The 22,022-nt window shown below is 64.1% G+C and carries 13 protein-coding genes; 2 read left to right on the forward strand and 11 right to left on the reverse strand.

Going from position 1 to position 22,022, the window contains the following annotated elements; translation table 11 throughout:
* Positions 1 to 29: 29 nt before the first annotated feature.
* The 5 genes from araG to HW466_RS05935 form a co-directional block, all read right to left on the reverse strand.
* Positions 30 to 1,592: an L-arabinose ABC transporter ATP-binding protein AraG gene (gene araG / locus HW466_RS05915; protein ID WP_059449089.1), complete on the reverse strand. Its 1,563-nt coding sequence runs from the start codon at positions 1,590 to 1,592 to the stop codon at positions 30 to 32.
* Between the two features lie 20 nt (positions 1,593 to 1,612).
* The gene (locus HW466_RS05920; protein WP_059501332.1) at positions 1,613 to 2,617 is read right to left on the reverse strand and encodes an arabinose ABC transporter substrate-binding protein; all 1,005 of its coding nucleotides are present in this window, start codon (positions 2,615 to 2,617) and stop codon (positions 1,613 to 1,615) included.
* Positions 2,618 to 2,698: 81 nt separating this feature from the next.
* On the reverse strand, positions 2,699 to 3,628 hold the full coding sequence (locus HW466_RS05925) for a Gfo/Idh/MocA family protein (protein ID WP_059501330.1): 930 nt from the start codon (positions 3,626 to 3,628) through the stop codon (positions 2,699 to 2,701).
* A gap of 24 nt (positions 3,629 to 3,652) precedes the next feature.
* Positions 3,653 to 4,582 carry a dihydrodipicolinate synthase family protein gene (locus HW466_RS05930; RefSeq protein ID WP_151006493.1) on the reverse strand — a complete coding sequence of 310 codons (930 nt, stop codon included), beginning with the start codon at positions 4,580 to 4,582 and terminating at the stop codon, positions 3,653 to 3,655.
* Between the two features lie 101 nt (positions 4,583 to 4,683).
* Positions 4,684 to 6,435 carry an IlvD/Edd family dehydratase gene (locus HW466_RS05935; RefSeq protein ID WP_059448866.1) on the reverse strand — a complete coding sequence of 584 codons (1,752 nt, stop codon included), beginning with the start codon at positions 6,433 to 6,435 and terminating at the stop codon, positions 4,684 to 4,686.
* A 114-nt stretch (positions 6,436 to 6,549) separates the two neighbouring features.
* Between HW466_RS05935 and HW466_RS05940 the strand changes: the two genes are divergently transcribed.
* A complete protein-coding gene (locus HW466_RS05940; protein ID WP_059448865.1) occupies positions 6,550 to 7,500 on the forward strand; it encodes a LysR substrate-binding domain-containing protein in 951 nt (316 codons plus the stop codon).
* Between the two features lie 105 nt (positions 7,501 to 7,605).
* Here HW466_RS05940 and HW466_RS05945 read toward each other — a convergent pair whose 3' ends face one another.
* The 6 genes from HW466_RS05945 to HW466_RS05970 form a co-directional block, all read right to left on the reverse strand.
* On the reverse strand, positions 7,606 to 9,366 hold the full coding sequence (locus tag HW466_RS05945) for a ShlB/FhaC/HecB family hemolysin secretion/activation protein (RefSeq protein ID WP_170296659.1): 1,761 nt from the start codon (positions 9,364 to 9,366) through the stop codon (positions 7,606 to 7,608).
* A 63-nt stretch (positions 9,367 to 9,429) separates the two neighbouring features.
* On the reverse strand, positions 9,430 to 10,032 hold the full coding sequence (locus tag HW466_RS05950; RefSeq protein WP_170296660.1) for a tetratricopeptide repeat protein: 603 nt from the start codon (positions 10,030 to 10,032) through the stop codon (positions 9,430 to 9,432).
* Positions 10,033 to 10,174: 142 nt separating this feature from the next.
* Entirely contained in the window at positions 10,175 to 10,855 is a 681-nt protein-coding gene (locus HW466_RS05955; protein WP_060347174.1) for a hypothetical protein, read from the reverse strand.
* 100 nt (positions 10,856 to 10,955) lie between these two features.
* Complete coding sequence (locus HW466_RS05960) at positions 10,956 to 11,288, reverse strand: hypothetical protein (protein WP_151004505.1); 333 nt, start codon at positions 11,286 to 11,288, stop codon at positions 10,956 to 10,958.
* 6 nt (positions 11,289 to 11,294) lie between these two features.
* Positions 11,295 to 20,576: a hemagglutinin repeat-containing protein gene (locus HW466_RS05965; RefSeq protein ID WP_239005901.1), complete on the reverse strand. Its 9,282-nt coding sequence runs from the start codon at positions 20,574 to 20,576 to the stop codon at positions 11,295 to 11,297.
* A gap of 232 nt (positions 20,577 to 20,808) precedes the next feature.
* Complete coding sequence (locus HW466_RS05970; RefSeq protein WP_059448864.1) at positions 20,809 to 21,285, reverse strand: OsmC family protein; 477 nt, start codon at positions 21,283 to 21,285, stop codon at positions 20,809 to 20,811.
* 94 nt (positions 21,286 to 21,379) lie between these two features.
* Between HW466_RS05970 and HW466_RS05975 the strand changes: the two genes are divergently transcribed.
* Positions 21,380 to 22,021 carry a GntR family transcriptional regulator gene (locus HW466_RS05975; RefSeq protein ID WP_059772602.1) on the forward strand — a complete coding sequence of 214 codons (642 nt, stop codon included), beginning with the start codon at positions 21,380 to 21,382 and terminating at the stop codon, positions 22,019 to 22,021.
* Position 22,022: the final 1 nt, after the last annotated feature.

Raw genomic sequence — 22,022 nt, forward strand, 5'->3', positions numbered from 1 at the left:
TCGGTTGCTTTCCGTTTGACTGCGTGCCGCTAGCGCGGCAGCGCGAGCTTGATCAGCGCGTCGGGCGTCGCCTGCGCCTTCGCGACCTCGCCCGCGATCCGCCCTTCCTTCATCACGATGATGCGATCCGACACGCCGATCACCTCGGCCAGGTCGCTCGACACGATGATCACCGTGCGGCCCGCTTCCGCGAGCTCGTAGAACAGGTTGTAGATTTCCGCGCGCGCGCCGACGTCGATGCCGCGCGTCGGCTCGTCCATCAGGAACACGTCGATGCGCTCGGCCAGCCAGCGCGCGAGCACGACCTTCTGCTGGTTGCCGCCCGACAGCGCGCCGATCGGCGTCTCGCCGTCGCGGGTCTTGATCGCCAGCCGCTCGATGTAGCGTTGCGCGAGCTCGCGTTCGCGCCGCGCGTCGAGCAGCACGCGCGCCGGGCTGAAATGGCGGCGCGCGCTGATGTTCAGGTTGTCGGCAACCGACGCGATCGCGACGATGCCTTCCTGCTTGCGGTCCTCCGGGCACAGCGCGATGCCGGCACGCACCGCGTCGCGCGGGCTCGCGAAGGCCACGCGCTTGCCGCCCAGCTCGACGTGCCCGCTGCTCGGGCGCGCCGCGCCGTACAGCAGCTTCATCAGCTCCGAACGCCCCGCGCCGACCAATCCGAAGAAGCCGACGATCTCGCCGCGCCGCGCGGCGAACGACACCGGCTCCGACAAGCCCGGCCCCAGCAGCGCCTTCGCCTCGATCAGCACGTCGCCGGCCGCGCGCGGCCGGTAGCCGTAGACGTCCTCGATGGAGCGGCCGACCATGCAGCCGATCAGCCGGTCGCGATCGAGATCGGCGACCGATTCGAACGTCTCGATGCGGCGGCCGTCGCGGAATACCGTCACGCGGTCGCACAGCGCATCGACTTCCTCCATCCGGTGCGTGACGTAGATGATCGCGCGGCCTTCCGCGCGCAACGAACGGATGATGCGGAACAGCTGCGTCGTCTCGCGCGCGGACAGCGAACTCGTCGGTTCGTCGAACGCGATCACGCGCGCATCGCGCATCAGCGCCTTGCCGATCTCGATCATCTGGCGCTGGCCGATCGACAGATACTTCACCGGAATGTCCGGATCGATGTGCTCGCCCAGACGCTCCAGCGCATCGAGCGCGCGCGCCGCGAGCGCGCGCTCGTCCACCACGCCGAGCCGGCTCGGCAGCTGGCCGAGCATCAGGTTCTCCGCGACCGTCAGCTCGGGCACCAGATGCAGCTCCTGGTAGATGATCGCGATACCGGCCTCGAGCGCGGCGCGCGTCGACGCGAAGCGCTGCACCGTGCCGTTCAGCGTCAGCGTGCCGGCCTGCGGCTGGTTCACGCCGGACAGCACCTTCAGCAACGTCGACTTGCCCGCGCCGTTCTCGCCCATCAACCCGTGCACTTCGCCCGCGCGCACCGACAGCGACACGCCGTCGAGCGCGCGCACGCCCGGGAACGTCACGGTGATGCCGTCGAGCGCGAGCAGCGCGCCGCCGGGCGGCGGCGCATCGGCGCCGGGCAGGGCCGCACCGTCGTTGCCGGACACGGCCGTCATCGTCTGCATCGTCATCGCGTCGTCGCCCCGCACGCTCAGATGCCGAGCTCGGCGCGCACGGCCTGCCAGTTCGCGCGCGTCATCAGCTTGCCGCTCGTCTGCGTGTCGGCGGGCGGCGTCTTGCCGTTGCGGATCCAGTCGACGAGGTTCTGCGTGCTCTCCTTGCCGTGGTTCGTCGAGCTGACGGCGATCGTCCCGTAGAAGCCGGTCGGCTCCTTCTTCTGGAATTCGGCGAACGCCTCGCCCGCGCCGTTGATGCCGACGCCGATCACGTCGGCCGCCGGAATGTGCAGCTGCTCCGTCGCGCGCACCGCGCCGAGCACGGTTTCCTCGTTCAGCGCATACACCACCCACTTCTTCACGTTCGGATGGCGCGCGAGCACGGGCGCGGCCGCGCTGAAGCCGCCTTCGTCGTCGGTCGTCTTCTGCGGCGCGTCGAAGATGTTCTCCTTGCGGAAGCCGTTCGCGAGCAGCGCCTGCGTCGCGCCGTCGGTGCGCAGCTTCGCGGTCGGCAGCTCGTAGTTCGTGATGCGCAGCGCGCCGACTTCCTCCGGCTTCCAGCCGCGCCGCTTCATCTCGTCGGCGATCGCCTGGCCGACCTGGTTGCCGATCTTGGTCGCCGACATCCCGAGGTGCGGCACGTTCGCGAGCGGCTTGCCGGTCGAGTCGACGAGCTGATCGTCGACCGTCACGAACTTCATGTTGTAGCGCTTCGCGCGCGCGGCGATCGCCGGGCCAAGACGCACGTCGGGTGCGCAGATCACGAAGCCCTGCGCGCCTTGCGAGCCGAGGTTGTCGATCGCGGCCAGCACCTTCTCGCCGTCCGGCGTGCCGATCTTCACGACCGAGAAGTTCTCCTTCTGGCCCAGCGCCGACGCCGCGTTCTGCTCGTTGATGAACCACGCCTGCTCGGGCATCTTCACCAGGAAGCCGATCTTCAGCGGCGCGTCGGCGTGCGCGGCGCCCTGCATCCCGAGCGGCGCGATGCAAAGCGCGGCCAGCAGCGCGCGCAGGGTGTGTCGGCGAATCGTGCGGTTCATGCGGTGTCTCCTTGTATTGGCTTGGGTCTTCAACTACCGTCGTGCGCGGACGCGCTCGCGATCGAGCGCGACCGCATGGTGTCAGCGGCCGAACGCGTCGGTCCCGACGCGCCGCCCGAACAGGAACGCATCGGCGACGAGCCGCAACGGCCGCACGTCGACGTCGCTTTCGCCGCGCGCGATCAGCGCGCGGAACTGCGCATACAGCGCCGGATACTCGCGCTGCGGCCCGATCTCGACCGGCTCGCCGGCGATCGACAATTGCGCGCCGCCGCGGCTGATCGCGAGCACGCCGTCCGACGTGTCGACCGCGATCTCCCACTGCTCGACGGGGCCGTGCCGCCAGTCGAATTCCGCGCGCACGGGCACGCCGTTCGTATCGGCGCAATCGAGTTCGGCCGCGATCGGCATCTGTGCGTCGCTCGGCACGTACAGCGTCGCCTCGCGCAGCACGAGCTCGCGCGGCAGGATCCGCGTGACGATCGACAGCGCGTTGATGCCCGGATCGAACACGCCGAGGCCGCCCGGCTCCCAGATCCACTGCTGGCCGGGATGCCAGCGCCGCACGTCTTCCTTCCAGCGCACCTGCACCGCGCGAATCGTGCGTGTCGCAAGCCATGCGCGCGCCGGCTCCACCGCGCTCGCGCAGCGCGAATGCCAGGTCGCGAACAGCGTGAGGCCGCGTTCGCGCGCGAGCGCGTCGAGCGCGGCCACTTCGCCGAGCGTCGCGCCCGGCGGCTTCTCGAGCATCACGTGCTTGCCGGCTTCGAGCGCGGCGCGCGCCTGCGCGTAGCGCACCTGCGGCGGCGCGCACAGCGACACCGCGTCGAGGTCGCGCTCGGCGGCCAGCAGCGCGCCCAGATCCTGATAGTTGCGCACGCCGTTGACTTCCGCGTGACGGCTCGCGCACGCGGTCAACACGAATCCCGGTTCGGCGGCGATCGCCGGCAGGTGCTGGTCACGCGCGATCTTGCCGATTCCGATCACGCCCAGCGAAATCACGTCGCTCATCTGCGTTCCTCCTTCGCCACTTGCTCAGCGCGCCCAGCGCAACACGAGCGGATCGAGCCGGCGCGCGATCGCGAGCAACTCCGTGCGCGTGTCCGGATGCAGTTCCGGCATCGGATGCCGCGGCCGCTCGCACGCGATCACGCCGCCTTCGCGCATCAGCGCCTTCGCGGTGAGGATCCCGGACTGGCGGTTCTCGTGATTGATCAGCGGCAGCCATGCCTGGTAGCGCGCGAACGCATCGTCGTGCCGCCCTTCGCGGAAGGCTTCGAGAATCGGCCGGATGCCGTCCGGAAACCCGCCGCCCGTCATCGCGCCGGTCGCGCCGGCGTGCAGGTCGGCGAGCAGCGTAATCGCCTCCTCGCCGTCCCACGGCCCCTCGATCGCATCGCCGCCGAGCCGGATCAGCTCGCGCAGCTTGTTCGCGGCGCCGGGCGTCTCGATCTTGAAGTACGCAACCTGCTCGATCTCGCGCGCCATCCGCGCAAGGAACGGCGCCGACAGCGCGGTGCCGCTCGCCGGTGCGTCCTGGATCATGATCGGAATGTCGATCGCGTCCGACACACGCGCGAAGAAGTCGAAGATTTGCGCTTCGGGCACGCGGAACGTCGCGCCGTGATACGGCGGCATCGCCATCACCATCGCCGCGCCGAGCTGCTGCGCGCGCAGGCTGCGCGCCGCGCACACCTGCGTGCTGTAGTGCGACGTCGTGACGATCACCGGCACGCGGCCGGCCACGTGTTCGAGGATCGTGCGCGTGAGCACGTCGCGTTCGTCGTCGGTGATCGCAAATTGCTCGGAGAAGTTCGCGAGGATGCACAGCCCGTCCGAGCCGGCGTCGATCATGAAGTCGACCGCGCGCTTCTGGCTCGCGAGGTCCAGCTCGCCGGTGTCGGAAAACGTCGTCGGGACGACGGGGAAGATGCCGCGATAGCGCGGCGTGCTGCTCGATGTCATGGTCGGGTCCTGCGTCGGCCTCGAGGCGAGGCCATCAAGCGTTCACGATTTCACTCACCAGTTCGCGTTGCGCGAGCCGATGCCCGCGCCCCGCCTGCCGCTCAATGCGAATGACTCGGCACGTCGGCGCCGCGCATGCCGACCAGGAAGTCGAGGTCGCACCCCTCGTCGGCCTGCAGCACGTGATCGATGTAGAGCCGCGCGTAGCCGCCCTTGCCGAGCTGTCCGGCCACGCCGGGCGCCGCGGTGGGATCGACGTCCGACAGGCGGCGCTGCAGTTCGTCATCCGTAATGTCCAGGTGCAGCGTGCCGGCCTCGCAGTCGAGTTCGATCCAGTCGCCGTTGCGCACCGCGGCCAGCGGCCCGCCCGCGGCGGCTTCCGGCGCGACGTGCAGCACGACCGTGCCGTAGGCCGTGCCGCTCATCCGCGCATCCGAGATCCGCACCATGTCCTTCACGCCCTGGCGCAGCAGCTTCGGCGGCAGGCCCATGTTGCCGACCTCCGCCATCCCCGGATACCCGCGCGGCCCGCAATTCTTCAGCACGAGCACCGAACTTGCGTCGACGTCGAGCGCTTCGTCGTTGATCGTCGCCTTGTAGTGGTCGAAATTCTCGAACACCACCGCGCGGCCGCGATGCTTCAGAAGCTCGGGGCTCGCCGCCGACGGCTTCAGTACCGCACCGCGCGGCGCGAGATTGCCGCGCAGGATGCGGATGCCGCCGTCCGCGATCAGCGGCCGGTCGAGCGGGCGGATCACTTCGTCGTCGTAGTTCGGCGCTTCGCGCACGTTGTCCCACAGCGACTTGCCGTTGACCGTCAGTGCATCCGGATGCGGCAGCAGCCCGCCTTCGCCGAGCCGGCGCAGCACCGCCGGCAGCCCGCCCGCGTAATAGAACTCCTCCATCAGGAAGCGCCCGGACGGCATCAGGTCGACGATCGTCGGCGTGTCGCGGCCGATGCGCATCCAGTCCTCCAGCTCGAGCGGCACGCCGATGCGGCCCGCGATCGCCTTCAGGTGGATCACCGCATTGGTCGAGCCGCCGATCGCCGCATTCGCGCGGATCGCATTCTCGAACGCGGCGCGCGTCAGGATCTTCGACAGCACGAGCCCTTCGAGCGCCATCTCGACGATGCGGATGCCGGACATGTGCGCGAGCACGTAGCGACGCGAATCGACGGCCGGGATCGCCGCGTTGTGCGGCAGCGCGACGCCGAGCGCCTCGGCCATGCAGGCCATCGTCGACGCGGTGCCCATCGTGTTGCAGGTGCCGGCCGAACGCGACATGCCGGCTTCCGCCGACAGGAAGTGGTGCAGGTCGATCTCGCCCGCCTTCAGCGATTCATGCAACTGCCACACGGCCGTGCCCGAGCCGATGTTCTTGCCCTCGAGCTTGCCGTTCAGCATCGGGCCGCCCGACACGACGATCGCCGGCACGTCGCAGCTCGCCGCGCCCATCAGCAGCGCCGGGGTCGTCTTGTCGCAGCCGGCGAGCAGCACGACCGCGTCGATCGGGTTGCCGCGAATCGCTTCCTCGACGTCCATCGACGCCAGGTTGCGCGTGAGCATCGCCGACGGCCGCAGGTTCGATTCACCGTTCGAGAACACCGGGAACTCGACCGGGAAGCCGCCCGCTTCGAAGATCCCGCGCTTCACGTGCTCCGCGAGCTTGCGGAAGTGCGCGTTGCACGGCGTCAGTTCGGACCAGGTGTTGCAGATGCCGATGATCGGCCGGCCGTCGAACTCGTGATCGGGAATCCCCTGGTTCTTCATCCAGCTCCGGTACATGAAGCCGTTCTTGTCGTTCGTGCCGAACCATTCGGTGGAGCGCAGCCTGGGTTTTGTTGCCGACATCGTCAGTCCTGTGGTGACGGGATACCGGCGCAGTCTAGGCAGAATTTTGATAACTCGCTAATGACGTTTTAGGCGATTACGATATCGATTCCGATATCGATATAAACCCGTACGATGCAAGAAGCCAGCCCGTGGGGAAACCGCAGCCGCCTGAAGACCCGCCAGCTCCTGCTGGTCGTCGCGCTCGCGGACGAAGGCAGCATTCACCGCGCGGCGGCCGCGCTGAACATGACGCAGCCGGCCGCGTCGAAGCTGTTGCGCGAGCTCGAGGAATCGATCGGCGCGGTGCTGTTCGAGCGGCTGCCGCGCGGGATGCGCCCGACGCTGTACGGCGACGCGCTGATCCGTCACGCGCGCGCGGCGCTCGGCAGCCTCGACCAGGCGCGCGAGGAACTCGCCGCGCTGAAGGCCGGCCACCTCGGGCACGTGGCGGTGGGCGCGATCACGTCACCGGGGCTGCGGCTCGTGCCGCCGGCCGTCGCCGCAGTGAAGGGGACGCATGCGAACGTGCGCGTGTCGGTGTCGATCGACACGAGCAACGCGCTGCTCGAACACCTCGCGCAGGACAAGCTCGACATCGTGCTCGGCCGGCTGTCCGCCGAACACGACAAGTTGCACCTGCGTTACGAGCCGCTGACCGGCGAGCCGGTGGCCGCGGTCGTGCGGCCCGGCCATCCGCTGCTCGCACAGGCGCCGCTGTCGCTCGCCGACGTGCAGCGCGCCGCGTGGGTCATGCCGCCGGCCGGCAGCGTGCTGCGCCATCGCTTCGAGCTCGTGTTCCAGCGCGCGAGCCTCGCGCCGCCCGCGAATGTGGTTGAAACGGCCGCGCTGCTGTTCATCACGCAGCTGATCGAGCAGAGCGACATGATCGCGGTGCTCGCGGAGGACGTCGCGCTGTACTACGCGCGACACGGGATCGTGTCGGTGCTGCCGCTGGAGATGGACTGCCGGATGGACGATTTCGGGATCATCACGCGCACCGACCGGCTGCATTCGCCGGCTGTCGAGGTGATGGCGGACGCGATTCGGGCGGCGGCGCGGGAGGTGTATGGGGTCGTGTTGTGAAGGGGGGCGGCGGGTGCGGTGATGCCGCGGCGGAGCCCTGCTCGCTCGTCGATCGGAACAGTTCCGTCGTGCGGTGCGCAGGGCTCGTGCCTAACATTCACGCCATCAAAACTGTGCCGTAACCTGGAAACCAACCGTGACGCGTGCCGTCGGGAATCCGGACGGCTTGTAGATCGGCGTGCCGGCGAACAGGTCGTAGCCGTAGGCGCCGAAGCGGGTTGCTATGCTGCCCTTGACACCGATCACCGCACCCGCCAGTTGCGTCCCGGCCAATGCCACCGGCTGCGGCCCCCATACGCGACCGTAGTCGATGCCGGCGTAGACTGCTTGCCCGGTCTGCCCAATCGGCGCTTGCAGTTCGTTGCGCCAGTAAAAGCCGCGCGCCGCCGCGAGCATCGTCTCGCCGTCGAAACCGCGCACGGCGTAGCGGCTGCCGATCGTCAGGTCATCGATGTAGTACAGCGTGTTGCCCGTGTACTGGCCATGGAATGTCGTCACGTAGCGCAACGGTTGCTGAGCGATTACGAACGGAATCGAGAGGTTCGCATCGAGCACCGCCATCTTGAATCGATAGGTCGGCCCGCCATCCGCCGACAACGTATCTTCCTGAGCCCCCAATCCACCAACACCTTGCCTATATGCAAGCGAGCCATCGAACTGCGCGCCACCGAAGTAATGACGATCGGTCAAGCCGAGCTCGATCATCGTGTTATTGCGGCGCTGCTGCGAAATCTCGGTGTCTTCGATAAAGCTTTGTCCGAAACGACGCGACAGGCGAGCGTACGCACCGAACACATCATTCTGGCCACGGGCAAGCACTCTCGCCAGCTTGAAATCGACCGTCTTCGAATTGCCGCTCGCCACGAATGTTTGGTTGACGCCCGCGATTTGCTGGTAGTACGTGTTCGTGTATGCAGAAAGGGTCGCTGTCCAGTATCCCCAGGGAATCGAATAAAAACCGTTCCAGCCGTGCGAGCCGAGGCGCTTGTCGCCGAATTCAAGGTCTTGGCTCACGCCGATGTTGAAAATGTCGTTCAGCCCGAGCGGATTGTCGATGCCAAGCGACAGGTTGCCTTGCAGCTTGCCGGTCGCGCGGGTACCCGAGTTGTCGATCGATGCTACAACCGTCCAGGGCTTGCCGCGCTTCACGTCGAGCACGACGTCGCTTTCGCCTGGTACGTCGGCCGGCACGATCTGCATCGACACGTCCTGGCTCGTCACGCGCTTCATTTGCTCGAGACCTTGTTCGAGGTCGCGCAGGTTCAGGAGTTCGCCGTCGCGGGTCGGGAAGGCTGTTTTCCAGGTACCGCGGAGCTTTTCGTCGGCGAAGCGCACATGGCGAATCACGCCGGGGATCAACGAAAACTTGAGGGTGCCGGTCGATAGATCCTGTTCAGGCAGCAGCACGCGCGTCGTCACGTAGCCTAGCGCCAGGATGACTTGCGATAGACCTTTGACCAGCACATCGATACCTTCCTTGCCGACGCACTGGCCGGCATAGTGCTCCAACCATTCGCGGGCGAAGGAAAATCGATCCATCGGCAGGGCGGACGCGCCCTGAACCTTCGCTACATCGGGCAATGAACTCGGCACATCGAGTGCAAAGCGGTCGATACGAAAACACGGCGTTACGATGGGAAGCGCCGGATACGCTTCAATGCGCGGCACTTCGGAGCGTACGGAAGGTGCGCGCACGGTCACGTCGCGCTGCTGTGCTTCACGTTGTTGCTGCGCCTGCCGGTCTTGTTCCGCGTTCGCGCGTGCAGCGGCGGCTTGGTCGACAGGCGTGGGGGTCTGCTGCGCCTGCGCCCCGAGCGCTACCAAGACTGTGATCGGCAAAGCCGCCAGCCGCTTCGAAATTTTCATTATTTTATATTTTCCTGATTCTGCCCGTGCTGCGACAAATCGATTATTGAATGGAATGTCGAATTACTTGGGCCGCCACGAATTAACAAGCGCTCGCGCCTCCCGGAGCTGATCGAACGACATAGTCGCAGCCAGATCGTTCGCGACTTTATCGTTTTCGACATTTTTCCAGGCAGACAGCTTCAACCATTTATACGCCTGAACACTGGATTTCGTAACACCCCGACCGGTCAAATACATCATTCCCAATTCCGATTGGGCATCTGCATATCCGTGCTCGGCAGAAGGAACTAACCATCTCAAGGTCGCACCATATTCGACATTACTTGGCCCCCTCGCCATCCCATCAATCGTCGCCATAGTCCATTGCGCGGATGCGCTACCCAACTCCGCCGCTTTCCTGCAAGCGGCGAGCGTTGTATCGTTTTCCCGGGTTGAGTCACGCGGACCAACCAGCAAACCATCACGATCTACGCGGATAGCGCAAAACACCGCCAAGGCTTCCGCGCAACTCGCCCTGTCACAAAACAGTATTCCGCTCGGCTGGTCAGTGTCTGCATGCGCGGCGACAGCTTGGTCAGCTAACGTGATGGCCGGCTCCGCCCGCACGCCGAGTGAGGTCAAGGCTATAATCACCAAACCGATCAGCCATTTCGAAATTTTCATTACTCGTCCCATTCCATCTTTGACACAACTTACATCCGGCATTTCTAAGCTTTATAAAAAATGGACAACACCATGAGAGCCGATGACCCCAACTTGCGCCCGACGTCATCACTTGGTTCATTGCGATACCTTCTATTGGAATTCAGGTTCGCCCAAACAACCGAGCGAACAAGCCACGCTTCTCGACATTGGCTGACGGAGGCGGTTGCCGCACGCCCCCTAGATCCGGCATTTCCTCACGGCGGAGCCGCGCAAGCGGAGCCTCCAGCACCGGATCTGTATAGAACGGAATCGCGGCCTGGAGGCGTGCGTAAGTCGGTTGCATCAGCGGATGAGCGATGAGAGGCTTCTCAAGCCCTCGAATCTCGCGCAGTCGCTGCCAGGCCAATATCACCGCCGGGAAACGTGTCAGAAGATGGCTGTTGCTGAATTCGTACCATTGCTTGCCTCTAGTTCGATGCGTGTAGAAGTCACACAACCACTGGATATGCTCTTGCATCGGCGAGAGATCGGCTCCGCGCCAGTGAACGAACAGTTCGTTTAGTACCGGCTGGTTCAGAGAATGAGGCGTGTCTTCGTCAGGATCGCTCCAGGCATCGAACGGAATATCCCAGTGGTCAAAGCAGATCCGCAGCAACCAGTGATAAAGCGGGTAATGCCCCGTGTCAAAGTACCGCAGACTACCGAGCACGGAACTGGACGCCGCACCCAACGTACCCGCACCACGGCTCTGACTGCTGGCGGCCGCGCCGGCGCATCCGACAATCGCGTGCAGCGCAGCACGCGCCTCCTCGCTGCCGAGGCTGTCGGCAATCTGCTTCACCTGATCTTCTATTGAAGTAGTGATCCCGAAAATACCAACATAGCCTTAAAACCACCCTCTACGGCAAGGCACTCCACCGCCATTTACCCCACCTATTATCCTATTCATTCCCATCAAAAGGATTTTCCTCTATATATCTCTTAATATCAATTTCTGAAATTCCAGGCGCACCCGCGCTTAACCACTTATCAAACTCCTCAGGATATGATCTATACACTCGCCCACCCGACGATTGAACCGATACATCGTCCCCAAATTCCGCCAAAAAACGCAGGTGATGTACCACCATAATCCAAATTCGCTTGAGTTCAGGATCTTGTGGAGCGCCGTCAGACGCCTCCGAAAGATAACGCGACTCGCCCTCAACGAAATCCAACATATCCTTCGCCCTTCCAGCACGCAGCATTAACCTTATAATTTCAACCTTCCCCATGATCGTCTACCGAAAGAATTTAACGTTATACCCATTGACCTCAACACCTTTAAATCCGAAAGAGTTCATCGACTTTCCTAGTGGAGTAGCCCAAACTGCTTGAATCGGCGAAAGCCCAGAAGATGTCGCGGAATTGTAAGCATCACGGTTTGCATTGCCTAGCTGAGCAGACACAGTTTTCACTTTGTCGGCCCCGACGGCTTCTATCGCCTTGGAAATCATATCTGTTCCCACACCTCGCCCAGACACCGTAGTCCCGTACCAGTCTATGTGAAAATTCCCATCTGGAGAGTAACGACCAATCAGATCGCTTTGCGCAAACTTGCTGTCAACAACAGAACCATTTTTATCAAACTTCTGTCTGGAGGATAGCTCGACGTCTACATACCCGCCATCCTTGGCTTCAACTTTCGTGTCGAAATTCAGTCCTTCCTTATTCGATGACGATGGTCCATTCGAATGAAGGATATAGTCAACGAGCTCCTTCGCCTGATCCGGAATGATTTCCGTGATCCAGTCACTGATCTTCTTGGCATCAGGCAACGGTGAAATCAAGGAACCCGGTTTGATACTCGGATCGAGCTCCGTGGCTGGATCAACAATCACGCCGTCACCCTTGCCCGCCGTCTCGCCCTTGTACCCCGGTAGCTTGAACCCGGCAAGCCAACCGGGAGCCGGCGCCATCGGCGAGACCTGATTGTTCTCGACCTCAATCTTCCCCGCCCCAGCCGCGGTCGCCACATCCTGCCCCGACACCGCTGCAACACCGGCAACCAGGCTGGTCACCAGATTGTCGCGCGCTTCGCGCTCCGATGCCGACAGATTCGTCGACGGCGCCAGCAGACTACCGAGCACGGAACTGGACGCCGCACCCAACGCACCCGCACCACAGCTCTGACTGCTGGCGGCCGCGCCGGCGCATCCGACAATCGCGTGCAGCGCCGCACGCGCCTCCTCGCTGCCGACGCTGTCGGCAATCTGCTTCACCTGATTCGCGCCGAGTTGCTGCAGATAAGCCACTGTCGCACTCTGCGCGAATTGGCCGAGCCCGCCCGTCACATTGCCGCCCGCCGCGACCGACAGCGCCGTAAGCACCTGCCGATAGGCTCCGCTCGGTCCCCAGTTGGCGTTCAGTTCATCGGCGCGCTGCTGGGCCGCCGCGCGTTGTTCCGGCGTCAGAGTCGGGTCCTTCGCCGCGGCCTTCGCGGCGTCGGCTTCCGCCGCGCGAATGGCGACGAATGTCCCCGCCTGATTGATGAACTGACTCGTGATGTCGAAGCCGGCCTGAATCTTGTCTTTGTCGAAAATAGGCGCGAGTGCACCACCCGTGTTCGACGTATCGCGATTGATGCTCGCGACCGACTCCGCTGCCGTCTGCCCGGTCAGTTGTTGGTGCTTCGCGCCGTCGGTGATCGTGACGACGCCCCCGCTAATACCGCTCTTCGTCGTCGAATTCGCATCGCCTGACGCACTGAGCGCTACCGGCGGCGCGACCTGCAGCCCGCCATCTCCCTTCGGTAGCGACGTTCCCGGCACCGGATTAACGTTATCCGCCGTGCCTCTCTGATCCTTGCCGATGGTGCCGCCATAGCCACCCGACAGTCCGACCGACGATGCGTCGTACGACGCATGGTTCTCGATGTCGCTATGGGTCAGCGTCGCGGTGCTCAGCTTGTTCAGATTGTCCTGAACCGCCTTGTCGCTGCTCGCGATCACGCCGCCCTTGAGATCGGTATTACCCTTCACGTCGACCTGGAAGCCGCCATCGCCCGCCTTGATTCCCGATTGTTCGATCACGCTGGCGTAATCGCTGTTCATCTTCGTCTGGCCGACGCTGCCCGCCACGCTCGACTTCCCGGCACAAAGCGGCGGCACACACACGCTCACTGAAACGCCCGCGTTTTGCTGCTTCGAATCGTAGTGATCCTTGTCCTGCAGGCTCTCGATGTTCAGGTCACCGCCTACGTCGGCAATCACCTGTTTGCCGGACGCGACCGCGCCCTTCAGAGTCGTATCGCCGCCAGACTGAATCGCAAGTTGGTTGCCCGCGGTCACATGCGTATTTGTCCACGTCGATGAATCGCCATCCGCGTGGCCGCGATTGCCGGCAACGCCCGCGGTGAACGCTATCCCGGTCTTGTCGCCGACGGTGATCGACACGCCCACCGACGCACTCGATCCGCTGTTCGTACTGTGCTGGCTACTGGTATTTTCTGCCGCCTTCAGGTTCACATTGCCCTCGGCGGCCAGCTTCGCGTTGTTACCTGCAGAAACGGTGCTGCCGATCACGTCAAAATTGCTGTCCTTGCCGGCACCAGCGGCAGCGATCGTCACGTTGTGCCCCGCCGATACCGTGCTACCCACAGCGGTGCTCGACTGCGCCTGCATCTGGCTGTCACTCTTGCTCGCGCCGAGCGATACGTTGATCCCGACGCTCGTGGCCGCCTTAGTCGGGTCGCCGCCCATCTGCTTGAGCGAGTCATAGGTGTTCTTCGCTGCAAGGCCCGTCGTGGCGGCAGCCAGCGCGATCAGGCGAGGATCCCCGCCGACGCTTTGCGCTGCGTTCGCCATCTGCCGTCCCGTCTGCACCGCCGCCAGCACCGGATTCGTCACCCCCACCGTCAGGCCCGACTGGCGGAACTGCTGCTGCTCGGCGAAATTGGTCGTATCGGTCGCCGCATCGATCTTCACTGTCTTGCCGGAAAGATCGACGTCATTGCCGGCATGCAGGACGCTGCCGGTCGCATGAAGATCGTTGCCCGCGCTCACGCTCAGATTGCCGTTCAGCGCGCCGATCGCACTGCCGTTGTTCGTGACCGATGAAGACTGCTGCTTGTCCGAATTCGAACGAGAGCCGACCGACACCGAGAGGCCCCCATTCGACATCAGGCCGGTTTCCTTCTTGTCGTAATAGGTCGACGATTGAATCGTGTCCTGCGAGGTCTTGATGTTCACGTCCCGTGCGGCCGACAGTGACACATCGTTTGTCCCGACGATGTTGCTGCCCGTCACGTTGATGTTGCGACCGCTCCTGACCGTTACGCCATCTGCGGAAATCGTGCTGCTCTGGTTGTACGTGGCCGTCTGATCGATTCCGCTCGCAATCTTCGCGCCGCTCACCACATTGCTACGGCTGTGCGTCTCGTGCGAGTTCAACTCGTGCGTCTCGGTTGCCGCGCCGACATTCACGTCACCGGCCGCGAGCAGGTTCGCGTTGCCTTTGTCTACACTGACCGCACTGCCGGAGAGCGTAATGTCTTTGCCCGACACGATGTTGACCGTATCACCGCCCTTGAGCGTAGTTCCTGTGAGTGCCTGATCCGACGTATGCAGCGTTTCCGCATAGCTGCCGTGGCTGTCGCTGCCCGAGCTGTTGCTGTTCACCGTCGATGTCGCGCTCGCCGCGCCGAGCGTCACGTTACCCTTGGCGGCGATCGTGCCGCCTTGACCGAGGTCGATCTGCGCGCCCTTGGCTGTCAGGTCACCACCGACGCCGATGCTCGACTGCCCACCCACCGTCACCGAACTACCCGTGACCTTGTTGATGTCGGTATTCGACACGCCGTTCGCCCGCTGCACGATCTTGTGCTCGCCGGTCTGCACCGCACCGAGATCCCAGTTTCCGCCGACGTTCATCCCGAGGTTGCCGCCAACCGACAGGTTGCCCGTGTTCTGCTGGAAGTTACCGCCCGTCGTAATGGATGCATCGCCCGCGACATCCAGCTTCGCGGTCGGTCCGAGCGTCGTCACCACGCTCGTCGCACCATCGCGACTCACGCGCGTATTCGTCTTCGTCGCGGTATCGAGAACGAGGTCCTTGCCCGCATCCAGTAGCAGACTGCCGGCCTTCACGTTCGCCGACGTCAGGTCGATGTTGTTCTCGGTCTTCAGCGACATCAGCCCACCGCTTTGCAGCGCGCCGAACGCGTTGTCGATGTGCTTGCCCTGGATGGCCAGCGTGTTGTCCGCCTTGATCGTCCCGCTGTTCGTGAACGACTGCGCGTTCTGGAAGTCGATGTTCGTCGCGCTGATCAACGGCCCGTCGATATTCTGCTGGCTGGCCTTCGCGAGATACACGACCGGCACGAGTACCGACTGACCGTCGACCACCCGCGTTTCCATCATGATCACGTTGCTGGCCAGCTTCGATACCTGGTCGGCCGACAAACTCGCGCCGATCGGCAGATCGAGCGACTTCGACAGATCCGCCCCTGCCGTCATCAGCGATTGATACATCGACTGCAAGTCCGCGTAAGGCCCCAGCACGGCCTTGCCGGTCAGCGACGTGATTTCGTTGCGCACGAGCTGCTGCTCGTAGAAGCCGTCGCCGAGGCGCTTCGGGACGTGCGTGAGGTCGACGCCAAGCTGACCGAAGAAGTAATCGCTCGAGATGAAATTCTTCCGGTTCGTGAATGCCGGGTTCGTTTCGATCACGTAGTTCGCGTTGGGTGCGGCAGTCGGCCGGTACAGCCCGCCCTGCGGAATCGTGAGGTTGTCGAGCACGTTCAGTGCGGTCGCACTTGCGATGACCGGATCGACCGGCGCCTGCGGACCGCCATGCACCGACGACGCCCCCGACTTCACTCCGCTCGCGTTACCGCTCAAGTTGCTCGGTGTGAGACCGGGCACCGACTGCCCCGGCAGCAAGCCGAGCGACGGAATCGATGCGTTGCCCGCCGTGTTATTGACGCTGACACCCGTGCCGGAAATCGTGCCGTTCGAGCTCAGTGTCGAGCTGTAGCCAGGCAGCTTGTAGTCCTTGATCGAGGCGGGCGCCGCCTGCGTGTAGCCACCCGGGCGCCCGGTCACGAAAGGCGCATTGCCGAACGGCAACTGCCAGTTGTATTCGCTGTTGTCGTAGTTGTTGTAGTGATACTGCCCCGAGTAGGAAACCGTCACACCCGGCAGGTTCTGACCAGACGCCGCCCAGCCGTCGGCATCATAGCGGGCCGGCATCTTGATGTCGCCGACCGCCGCGATGTTGCTCCAGTAGTTTTGCAGCGTGCCGACCGACGACGCGTCGATCTTGCCGCCCGACACGATTTGCGCGGCCGGGCTGAGGTCCGTCACGGTCGTCGCCGTCGCGCTGTCCGCATAGTAGGTCGTGTACTGGTACGTGCTGTTCCACTGGCCGCCATGAGGCGGCTCGGTATAGACGCCGCCGATGCTGTCCGGATCCTTCACGCCAACCTGGCCCGTACGGCCGCTGATCGGGATACCGAACTGGCCGAGCAACGATGGATCGATCGAGCCGGTCGAGGTCTTCATCACGCGCCGCGCGCTCGTCACCTTGTCCGCGTGCAGTTCCATGTCTGCGCCGGACTGGATCAGCGCCGACGCGTTGTTGACCAGCGCCGCATTCGTGTAATTGCCGCTCGCGTCCTTGCCGCCCGCCAGGACCACCTTGCCCATGCCGAAGATGGCGGTTGTCGCCATCGAGTCGGTCGCGGTCGTGTCGTCGCGGTTCTCGATATCGTGCGCGAGGATTTCGAGCGTGCCGTTGCTGTCCGACCCGCCAATCACCGCGGTCGGACCGAGGTTCGAGATCGTGCCCGTTGCGTTGAGCGACGCGCTGGCGCCGACGAGCGCGCCCGTGTTGATCAAATTGCCCGATTGCGTGCGCAGCAAGCCGCCGGCCGTCAGGGCGCCCACGTTGACGATGTTGCCCGCATTGACGCTCAGATTGTTGACCGACTGCAGGTTCGCGTTGTTCGTGAAGGTGCCGGGCAACGTGAAGCCGAGGTCGTGGCCTACATTGAACTGCGTGTCGGCCGTCGCCATATAGTCGCCTTGAAGGCTCACGTTGGCGTCGTGCGTCGAGCTGTAGGTGCCGCCGCCTTGCAGCGTGGCCGCCGCGATCGACAGGTCGTGCGTCGAGCTGATCTGGCCGTTGGTGTTCGTGATCGCGCCGGTCGTCGTGACATTCACGTCGCCGTTCGAATTCGTGACGTTGCCGATCGTGCCGCCGCTGTTGTCCAAGGTGCCGCCTTGAACATGCAGCGACGCGCCGCTGAGTTGACCGCCCTGCGTATTGATGATCGACGCCGCGCCGACCGTCACGTCGCCGTTGCCGGTGATGGCACCCATGCCCGCGACGCCGCCGGCGTGGCTGTTGGCAATCTGGCTGCCGCCTTGCACCGTCATCTTGCCCGCGCCCAGGTCGACAATGGCGCCGTCCGCGTTGTCGATCGACGCCGCTTGAATGTCGAGCGTGCTGGTGTCGCCCGCAACGGATTGCCCCGCCTGGATGTGGCCGCTTCGGTTCGACAGCGCGCCGCCATTCTTCAACGACAGCGACGCATCCGATCGCAGCAAGCCCTGCGCGTTGTTGACGTCGCCGGCGATCGTCGCATCGATGCCGCGTTGGGCGGCGAGGATGCCGCTCGCGTTGTTCCAGGCAGCCGCGTTGACGATGGCTTGTCCCTTCGTCACGATGGTGCCCGACGCGTTGTTCAGCGCGCTCGCGCCGTTGCCCGGTTCGATCGTCAGCGTGCCGGTGCCGGCGTGCGTGATGGTGCCGCCCGCGTTGTTCAACTCGGCCGGCTCGAGCGTCAGGTCCGTGGCGTTGGTCTGCAGCGTACCGCCGTTCGAGTTGTCGAGCGTGCCGCTGACATTGATACCCATCGACGACGCGCCGTATTGCGTAATCGTGCCGCCATGATTGACGAGGTTGGTAGCCGCGAGCGCCAGCTGATTGGCCTCGATCTTGCCGCCACTGTTGTCGAGCGTCGAATCGGCGGTGACCGACAGGTTCGGTGCAACGATCGATCCGCCCTGGTTCGTCGTTGAACCGGTGCGGATGGTCGCGTTCGTGCTCGCGCCGATCTGGCCGCCGTCGTTCGTCAGCGTGCCGGTGGAGACGCTCACGTCCGTGTTCGACAACAGCTTGCCGCTCGCGTTGTTCAACGTGCCGGCGACGGTTGCCGTCAGTCCGTTCTGCGCGATGATCGATCCCGCCGTGTTGTTCAGTGCGCCGGTTTGCGCGACGACGCGCCCGTTGCTCGCGATCGAACCGCCTGCGTTCGATACGGAGCCCGCCCCGCCGCCGAGCGTCAGTGTGCCGTGGCCGGCATGCGTGATCGTGCCGCCGTCATTGATGAGGGCGGACGGGGTGAGCGTCAGATCGGTGCTGTTGGTTTGCAGCGTACCGCCGTTCGAGTTGTCGAGCGTGCGCGACACATTGACAGCCATCTGGCCAGCACCGGTCTGCGTAATCGATCCGCCGTGGTTCACGAGGTCGGTCGCATTCAACGACACCTGTTCCGCCTGCACGGTGCCGGCGCTGTTGTCGAGCGTCGCCGCGCCAATCGTGGTCGTATTGCCGACGATCGATCCGCCGTTGTTCAACAGGTGCGCGCCGGCATCCACCGCGACGTTCTGCGCAGCCTGCAGCGTGCCGCCGCCGTTGTCGACCGACTGGCCCGAAACGCGGAGATTCGTGTTGGAAGTCATCGCGCCGCGGTTGACAACGTTTGCGCCGCGGACCGAAACATCGCCGTTGCCGCCGATGACACCGCCTTGCGCGCCGTTCGCCGTCGTGCCTGCGACGTTGGTCAGTTGGCCGCTGGCGGTCACCGACAAGCCGTCGCCATTCAACGACGTAATTCGTCCTGCCGTGTTGTCCAGCGACGCACCGGCCACCGTCATGCCGGCCGCGCTCTGGATGGTGCCCTGGTCGTTCTCGATGGCGCCACCGTGTATGTCCGCCGTGCTTTCGGAGATCAGTTCGCCGGACTGGTTGGCGATCGGGCCGGCCACGTTGACCGACAACGGGCCGTCCGCCGAGACCTTGCCGCTCTGGTTCGACAGGCTACCGCCGGTCAACATCACGGTGCCGCCACTCGACAGACTGCCGCGATCGTTGATCACCGTGCCGGAAGCATTCGCCTGAATTGCGCGTTGCGCGCTCGTCGTCGCGTTCGACAGGTTCACGTCGCCGGCCGTCGCGTTCAGTGAGAGCGTGCCGTTCGCCGCGGTCTGGCTGCCTGCGAGGTTCAGGGCGGCGCCGCTCAACGACGCGTTGCCGCCGGCAGCGTTCTGGCCGGTTGCGCTCAGTTGGCCCGAGGCTGTCAAATTCAGATCGCCACCATGGCCGACGGAGCCGTCGCTGTTTACGCCTGCGCCGAGCGTGCCGGTCGATTTGATGCTGCCGGCATTCATCGCCGCATTCTGCAGTGCCGCGAGCGTTCCGGTGTTCGTGAGATCGGCATTCGTGCTCGCCGACAGAGATTGCTGCGCGTATGTCGTGCCGTCGTTCTGGATGCCGCCTGCGGCCGACAATGCGAGATTGCCGCTCGCGGTCGTCTTGCCCGTGAGGACGAGCCGGCCGTTAGACTGAAGCGTCAAATCGCCCGCCTGCGCCGCGATCGTACCGGCATTGGCTACCCCGACGCCGTTCTCGTTCGACGCAAGGAAGATCCGATCGCTGTACATGCCACCCAGCTGGCTTACATCGATAGCGATCGACGGAGCGGGACCGTCGCCTGCGATCGGCGTCGCGGCAAGCGTGTCGCGGTTGACCTGAGCCGCGCCGGCAATCACGTTCAGGTTCTTCGCGTACACCGCGGCATTCACCTGCACCGCACGCGCGATCAGATCGACCTGGTCAATATTGGCTGCATTCAGGCCTGCGCCTGCGACAGTCACCAGACCGCGATTGACGTTGTAGCCGGCAAGCGACCCATCGGCGCCATAGAACGGCACGCCGGTTGTGAGGGTCGCCCGACTGGTATTGAGGAAGCCGCCGCCGTCGACGAAAATCCCGGACGGGTTAGCGATGACGAGCTCTGCCCGGGCGCCCGCGATCTCGACCGTGCCGCGGATCTGGGACGGGTTCGGGCTATTGACCTGGTTGACGATGATCCGCGCGGCCTGTCCGGCGCCGTAATTCGGATTGCCGTTGATCCAGCCCGCCTGCTGCGTCTGAACCATCGTGGCCGAGTTGTTCAGGATCGCGCCATTCTTCTGAACGTCGAACTGGTTGTAGGTGTTGACCGATACGCCTGCGCCGGAAGGCTTGGCCACGTTGACCTGAGGCAATCCATTTGGCGTCTGGATGACCTGTGTGCTGGTACCGGGCGTCGGAACGATCTGCGCACCGGACAGGGCGGGTAGCATGCCGAGTGCAACGATGCCCGCCATCACAACGCGAGCGCCGAACGCCGACGACCGCCGCTGCGCGCGCGCCTCGCCCGTTGCCGATTTTCCCTCAGCCGTCGCGGTCTCTTCGACGGCCACCACCATACCCCGGAGCCTGGAGAACACCAGACGATACGTATTCTTGTTCATTCTCGCTGGCGCGGCCTGCGCCCAATCGTTCGTTATCGAATGCGAGATTACCGAATCACCAGGAAATCACTGTCAACAATTGCTGATCCGTTGAATACGCACGACAAAATCTGAATTTCGGATACGTCTGATTGACGTGCATCAGGAGATATTCCATTTCGCTCTCGGACCATACGAGCGCAACTGAACCCGATTTACTCCGCGTGCCTTCGCGTCTTCTCCAAGGCCCGCATCACACCGCAGCAACTTCGATCACCGGCTCGCACCGGACCGGGAAATTCACCGAATTCGCCACATAGCACTTCGCATGCGCGTCATGATGCAGCCGCTCGGCCAGCGCGCGGTCATCGCCCGCGCGAATCGTCACGCGCGGATGCAGCACGATTTCGGTGAAGCGCCCCGGCTCGGGATTGTCGAGCATCGTCCCCTCTGCGTCGTCGGCATACGCGAGCACGCGCACGCCCGCATCCGCACACAGATGCAGGTACCAGAGCTTGTGGCACGCCGATACCGAAGCCAGCAGCAGGTCTTCCGGATTCCACCGCGCCGCGTCGCCGCGAAACGCCGCATCGGACGAGCCGGGAATGTCCGGCTTCGAACCCGCCCGGATCACATGATCGCGGCCGTATTCGCGATACCCCGACGTGCCGGTGCCCCGGTTGCCGGTCCACTCCACTGTCACGCGGTACTTGTGTTCACCATGCGCCATCTCGCTCTCCTTCGATATCGGAACGTGAGGCCGTCATTGTGGCACCGGAATGTCGTTTGGTATACCATTATTCCAAAATGAGGAACGTGAAGGCATGGAAGCCAGACTCGATTCCACGGCGGACGCCGTGGCCGCATCGTTGCGGGAGATGATCATCAACGGCGAGCTGCAGGCAGGCGAGCGGCTCGTCGAGCGCGATCTCGCCGAGCGCTTCGGGATCAGCCGGATTCCGATGCGCGAGGCGATCCAGCGGCTGGAGCGCGAAGGACTACTGGACATCTTCCGCAATCGCGGCGCGGTCGTGCGGATGCTGAGCGCGTCCGACGTGCAGGAAATCTACGACATGCGCGCGCTGCTCGAAGGCGATGCGATCTACCGCAGCGTGAAGCGGCTCGACGACGAGACGCTCGCCCGCGCCGAACTCGTGCATCGGCTGCTCGGCGAATCGAACGTGTCGCGCCGGCAAGGCGAACTGAATCGCGAATTCCACGCACTGTTGTACTCGTGTTGCGGCAACGAGCGTCAATTGAAGGCGATCGCGGAGTTGCGCAGCCAGGTCGAGCGCTACGAGCGCCTGCAGGCCACGTTGCTGGCCGATACGCCGTCGTTCCAGGTCGAGCACGAAGCCATCCTGCAAGCGTGCCGCGAGCGCAATGCACGTGGCGCCCGCGCGATGACGGTCGCGCATCTCGATTCGGCCCGGCGCATCGTGATGCGGCTCGTCGAAGGCGAATGAT

Source organism: Burkholderia territorii (genome assembly GCF_902833055.1).
In the GTDB taxonomy this organism is placed as follows: domain Bacteria; phylum Pseudomonadota; class Gammaproteobacteria; order Burkholderiales; family Burkholderiaceae; genus Burkholderia; species Burkholderia territorii.

What these genes read in the sequence shown, in the direction of transcription:
- HW466_RS05960 (WP_151004505.1), bottom strand. Translation starts at nt 11,288, where the DNA reads ATGGGGAAGGTTGAAATTATAAGGTTAATGCTGCGTGCTGGAAGGGCG.
- HW466_RS05945 (WP_170296659.1), bottom strand. Translation starts at nt 9,366, where the DNA reads ATGAAAATTTCGAAGCGGCTGGCGGCTTTGCCGATCACAGTCTTGGTA.
- HW466_RS05920 (WP_059501332.1), bottom strand. Translation starts at nt 2,617, where the DNA reads ATGAACCGCACGATTCGCCGACACACCCTGCGCGCGCTGCTGGCCGCG.
- HW466_RS05940 (WP_059448865.1), top strand. Translation starts at nt 6,550, where the DNA reads ATGCAAGAAGCCAGCCCGTGGGGAAACCGCAGCCGCCTGAAGACCCGC.
- HW466_RS05925 (WP_059501330.1), bottom strand. Translation starts at nt 3,628, where the DNA reads ATGAGCGACGTGATTTCGCTGGGCGTGATCGGAATCGGCAAGATCGCG.
- HW466_RS05975 (WP_059772602.1), top strand. Translation starts at nt 21,380, where the DNA reads ATGGAAGCCAGACTCGATTCCACGGCGGACGCCGTGGCCGCATCGTTG.
- HW466_RS05950 (WP_170296660.1), bottom strand. Translation starts at nt 10,032, where the DNA reads ATGAAAATTTCGAAATGGCTGATCGGTTTGGTGATTATAGCCTTGACC.
- HW466_RS05935 (WP_059448866.1), bottom strand. Translation starts at nt 6,435, where the DNA reads ATGTCGGCAACAAAACCCAGGCTGCGCTCCACCGAATGGTTCGGCACG.
- HW466_RS05930 (WP_151006493.1), bottom strand. Translation starts at nt 4,582, where the DNA reads ATGACATCGAGCAGCACGCCGCGCTATCGCGGCATCTTCCCCGTCGTC.
- HW466_RS05965 (WP_239005901.1), bottom strand. Translation starts at nt 20,576, where the DNA reads ATGAACAAGAATACGTATCGTCTGGTGTTCTCCAGGCTCCGGGGTATG.
- araG (WP_059449089.1), bottom strand. Translation starts at nt 1,592, where the DNA reads ATGACGATGCAGACGATGACGGCCGTGTCCGGCAACGACGGTGCGGCC.
- HW466_RS05970 (WP_059448864.1), bottom strand. Translation starts at nt 21,285, where the DNA reads ATGGCGCATGGTGAACACAAGTACCGCGTGACAGTGGAGTGGACCGGC.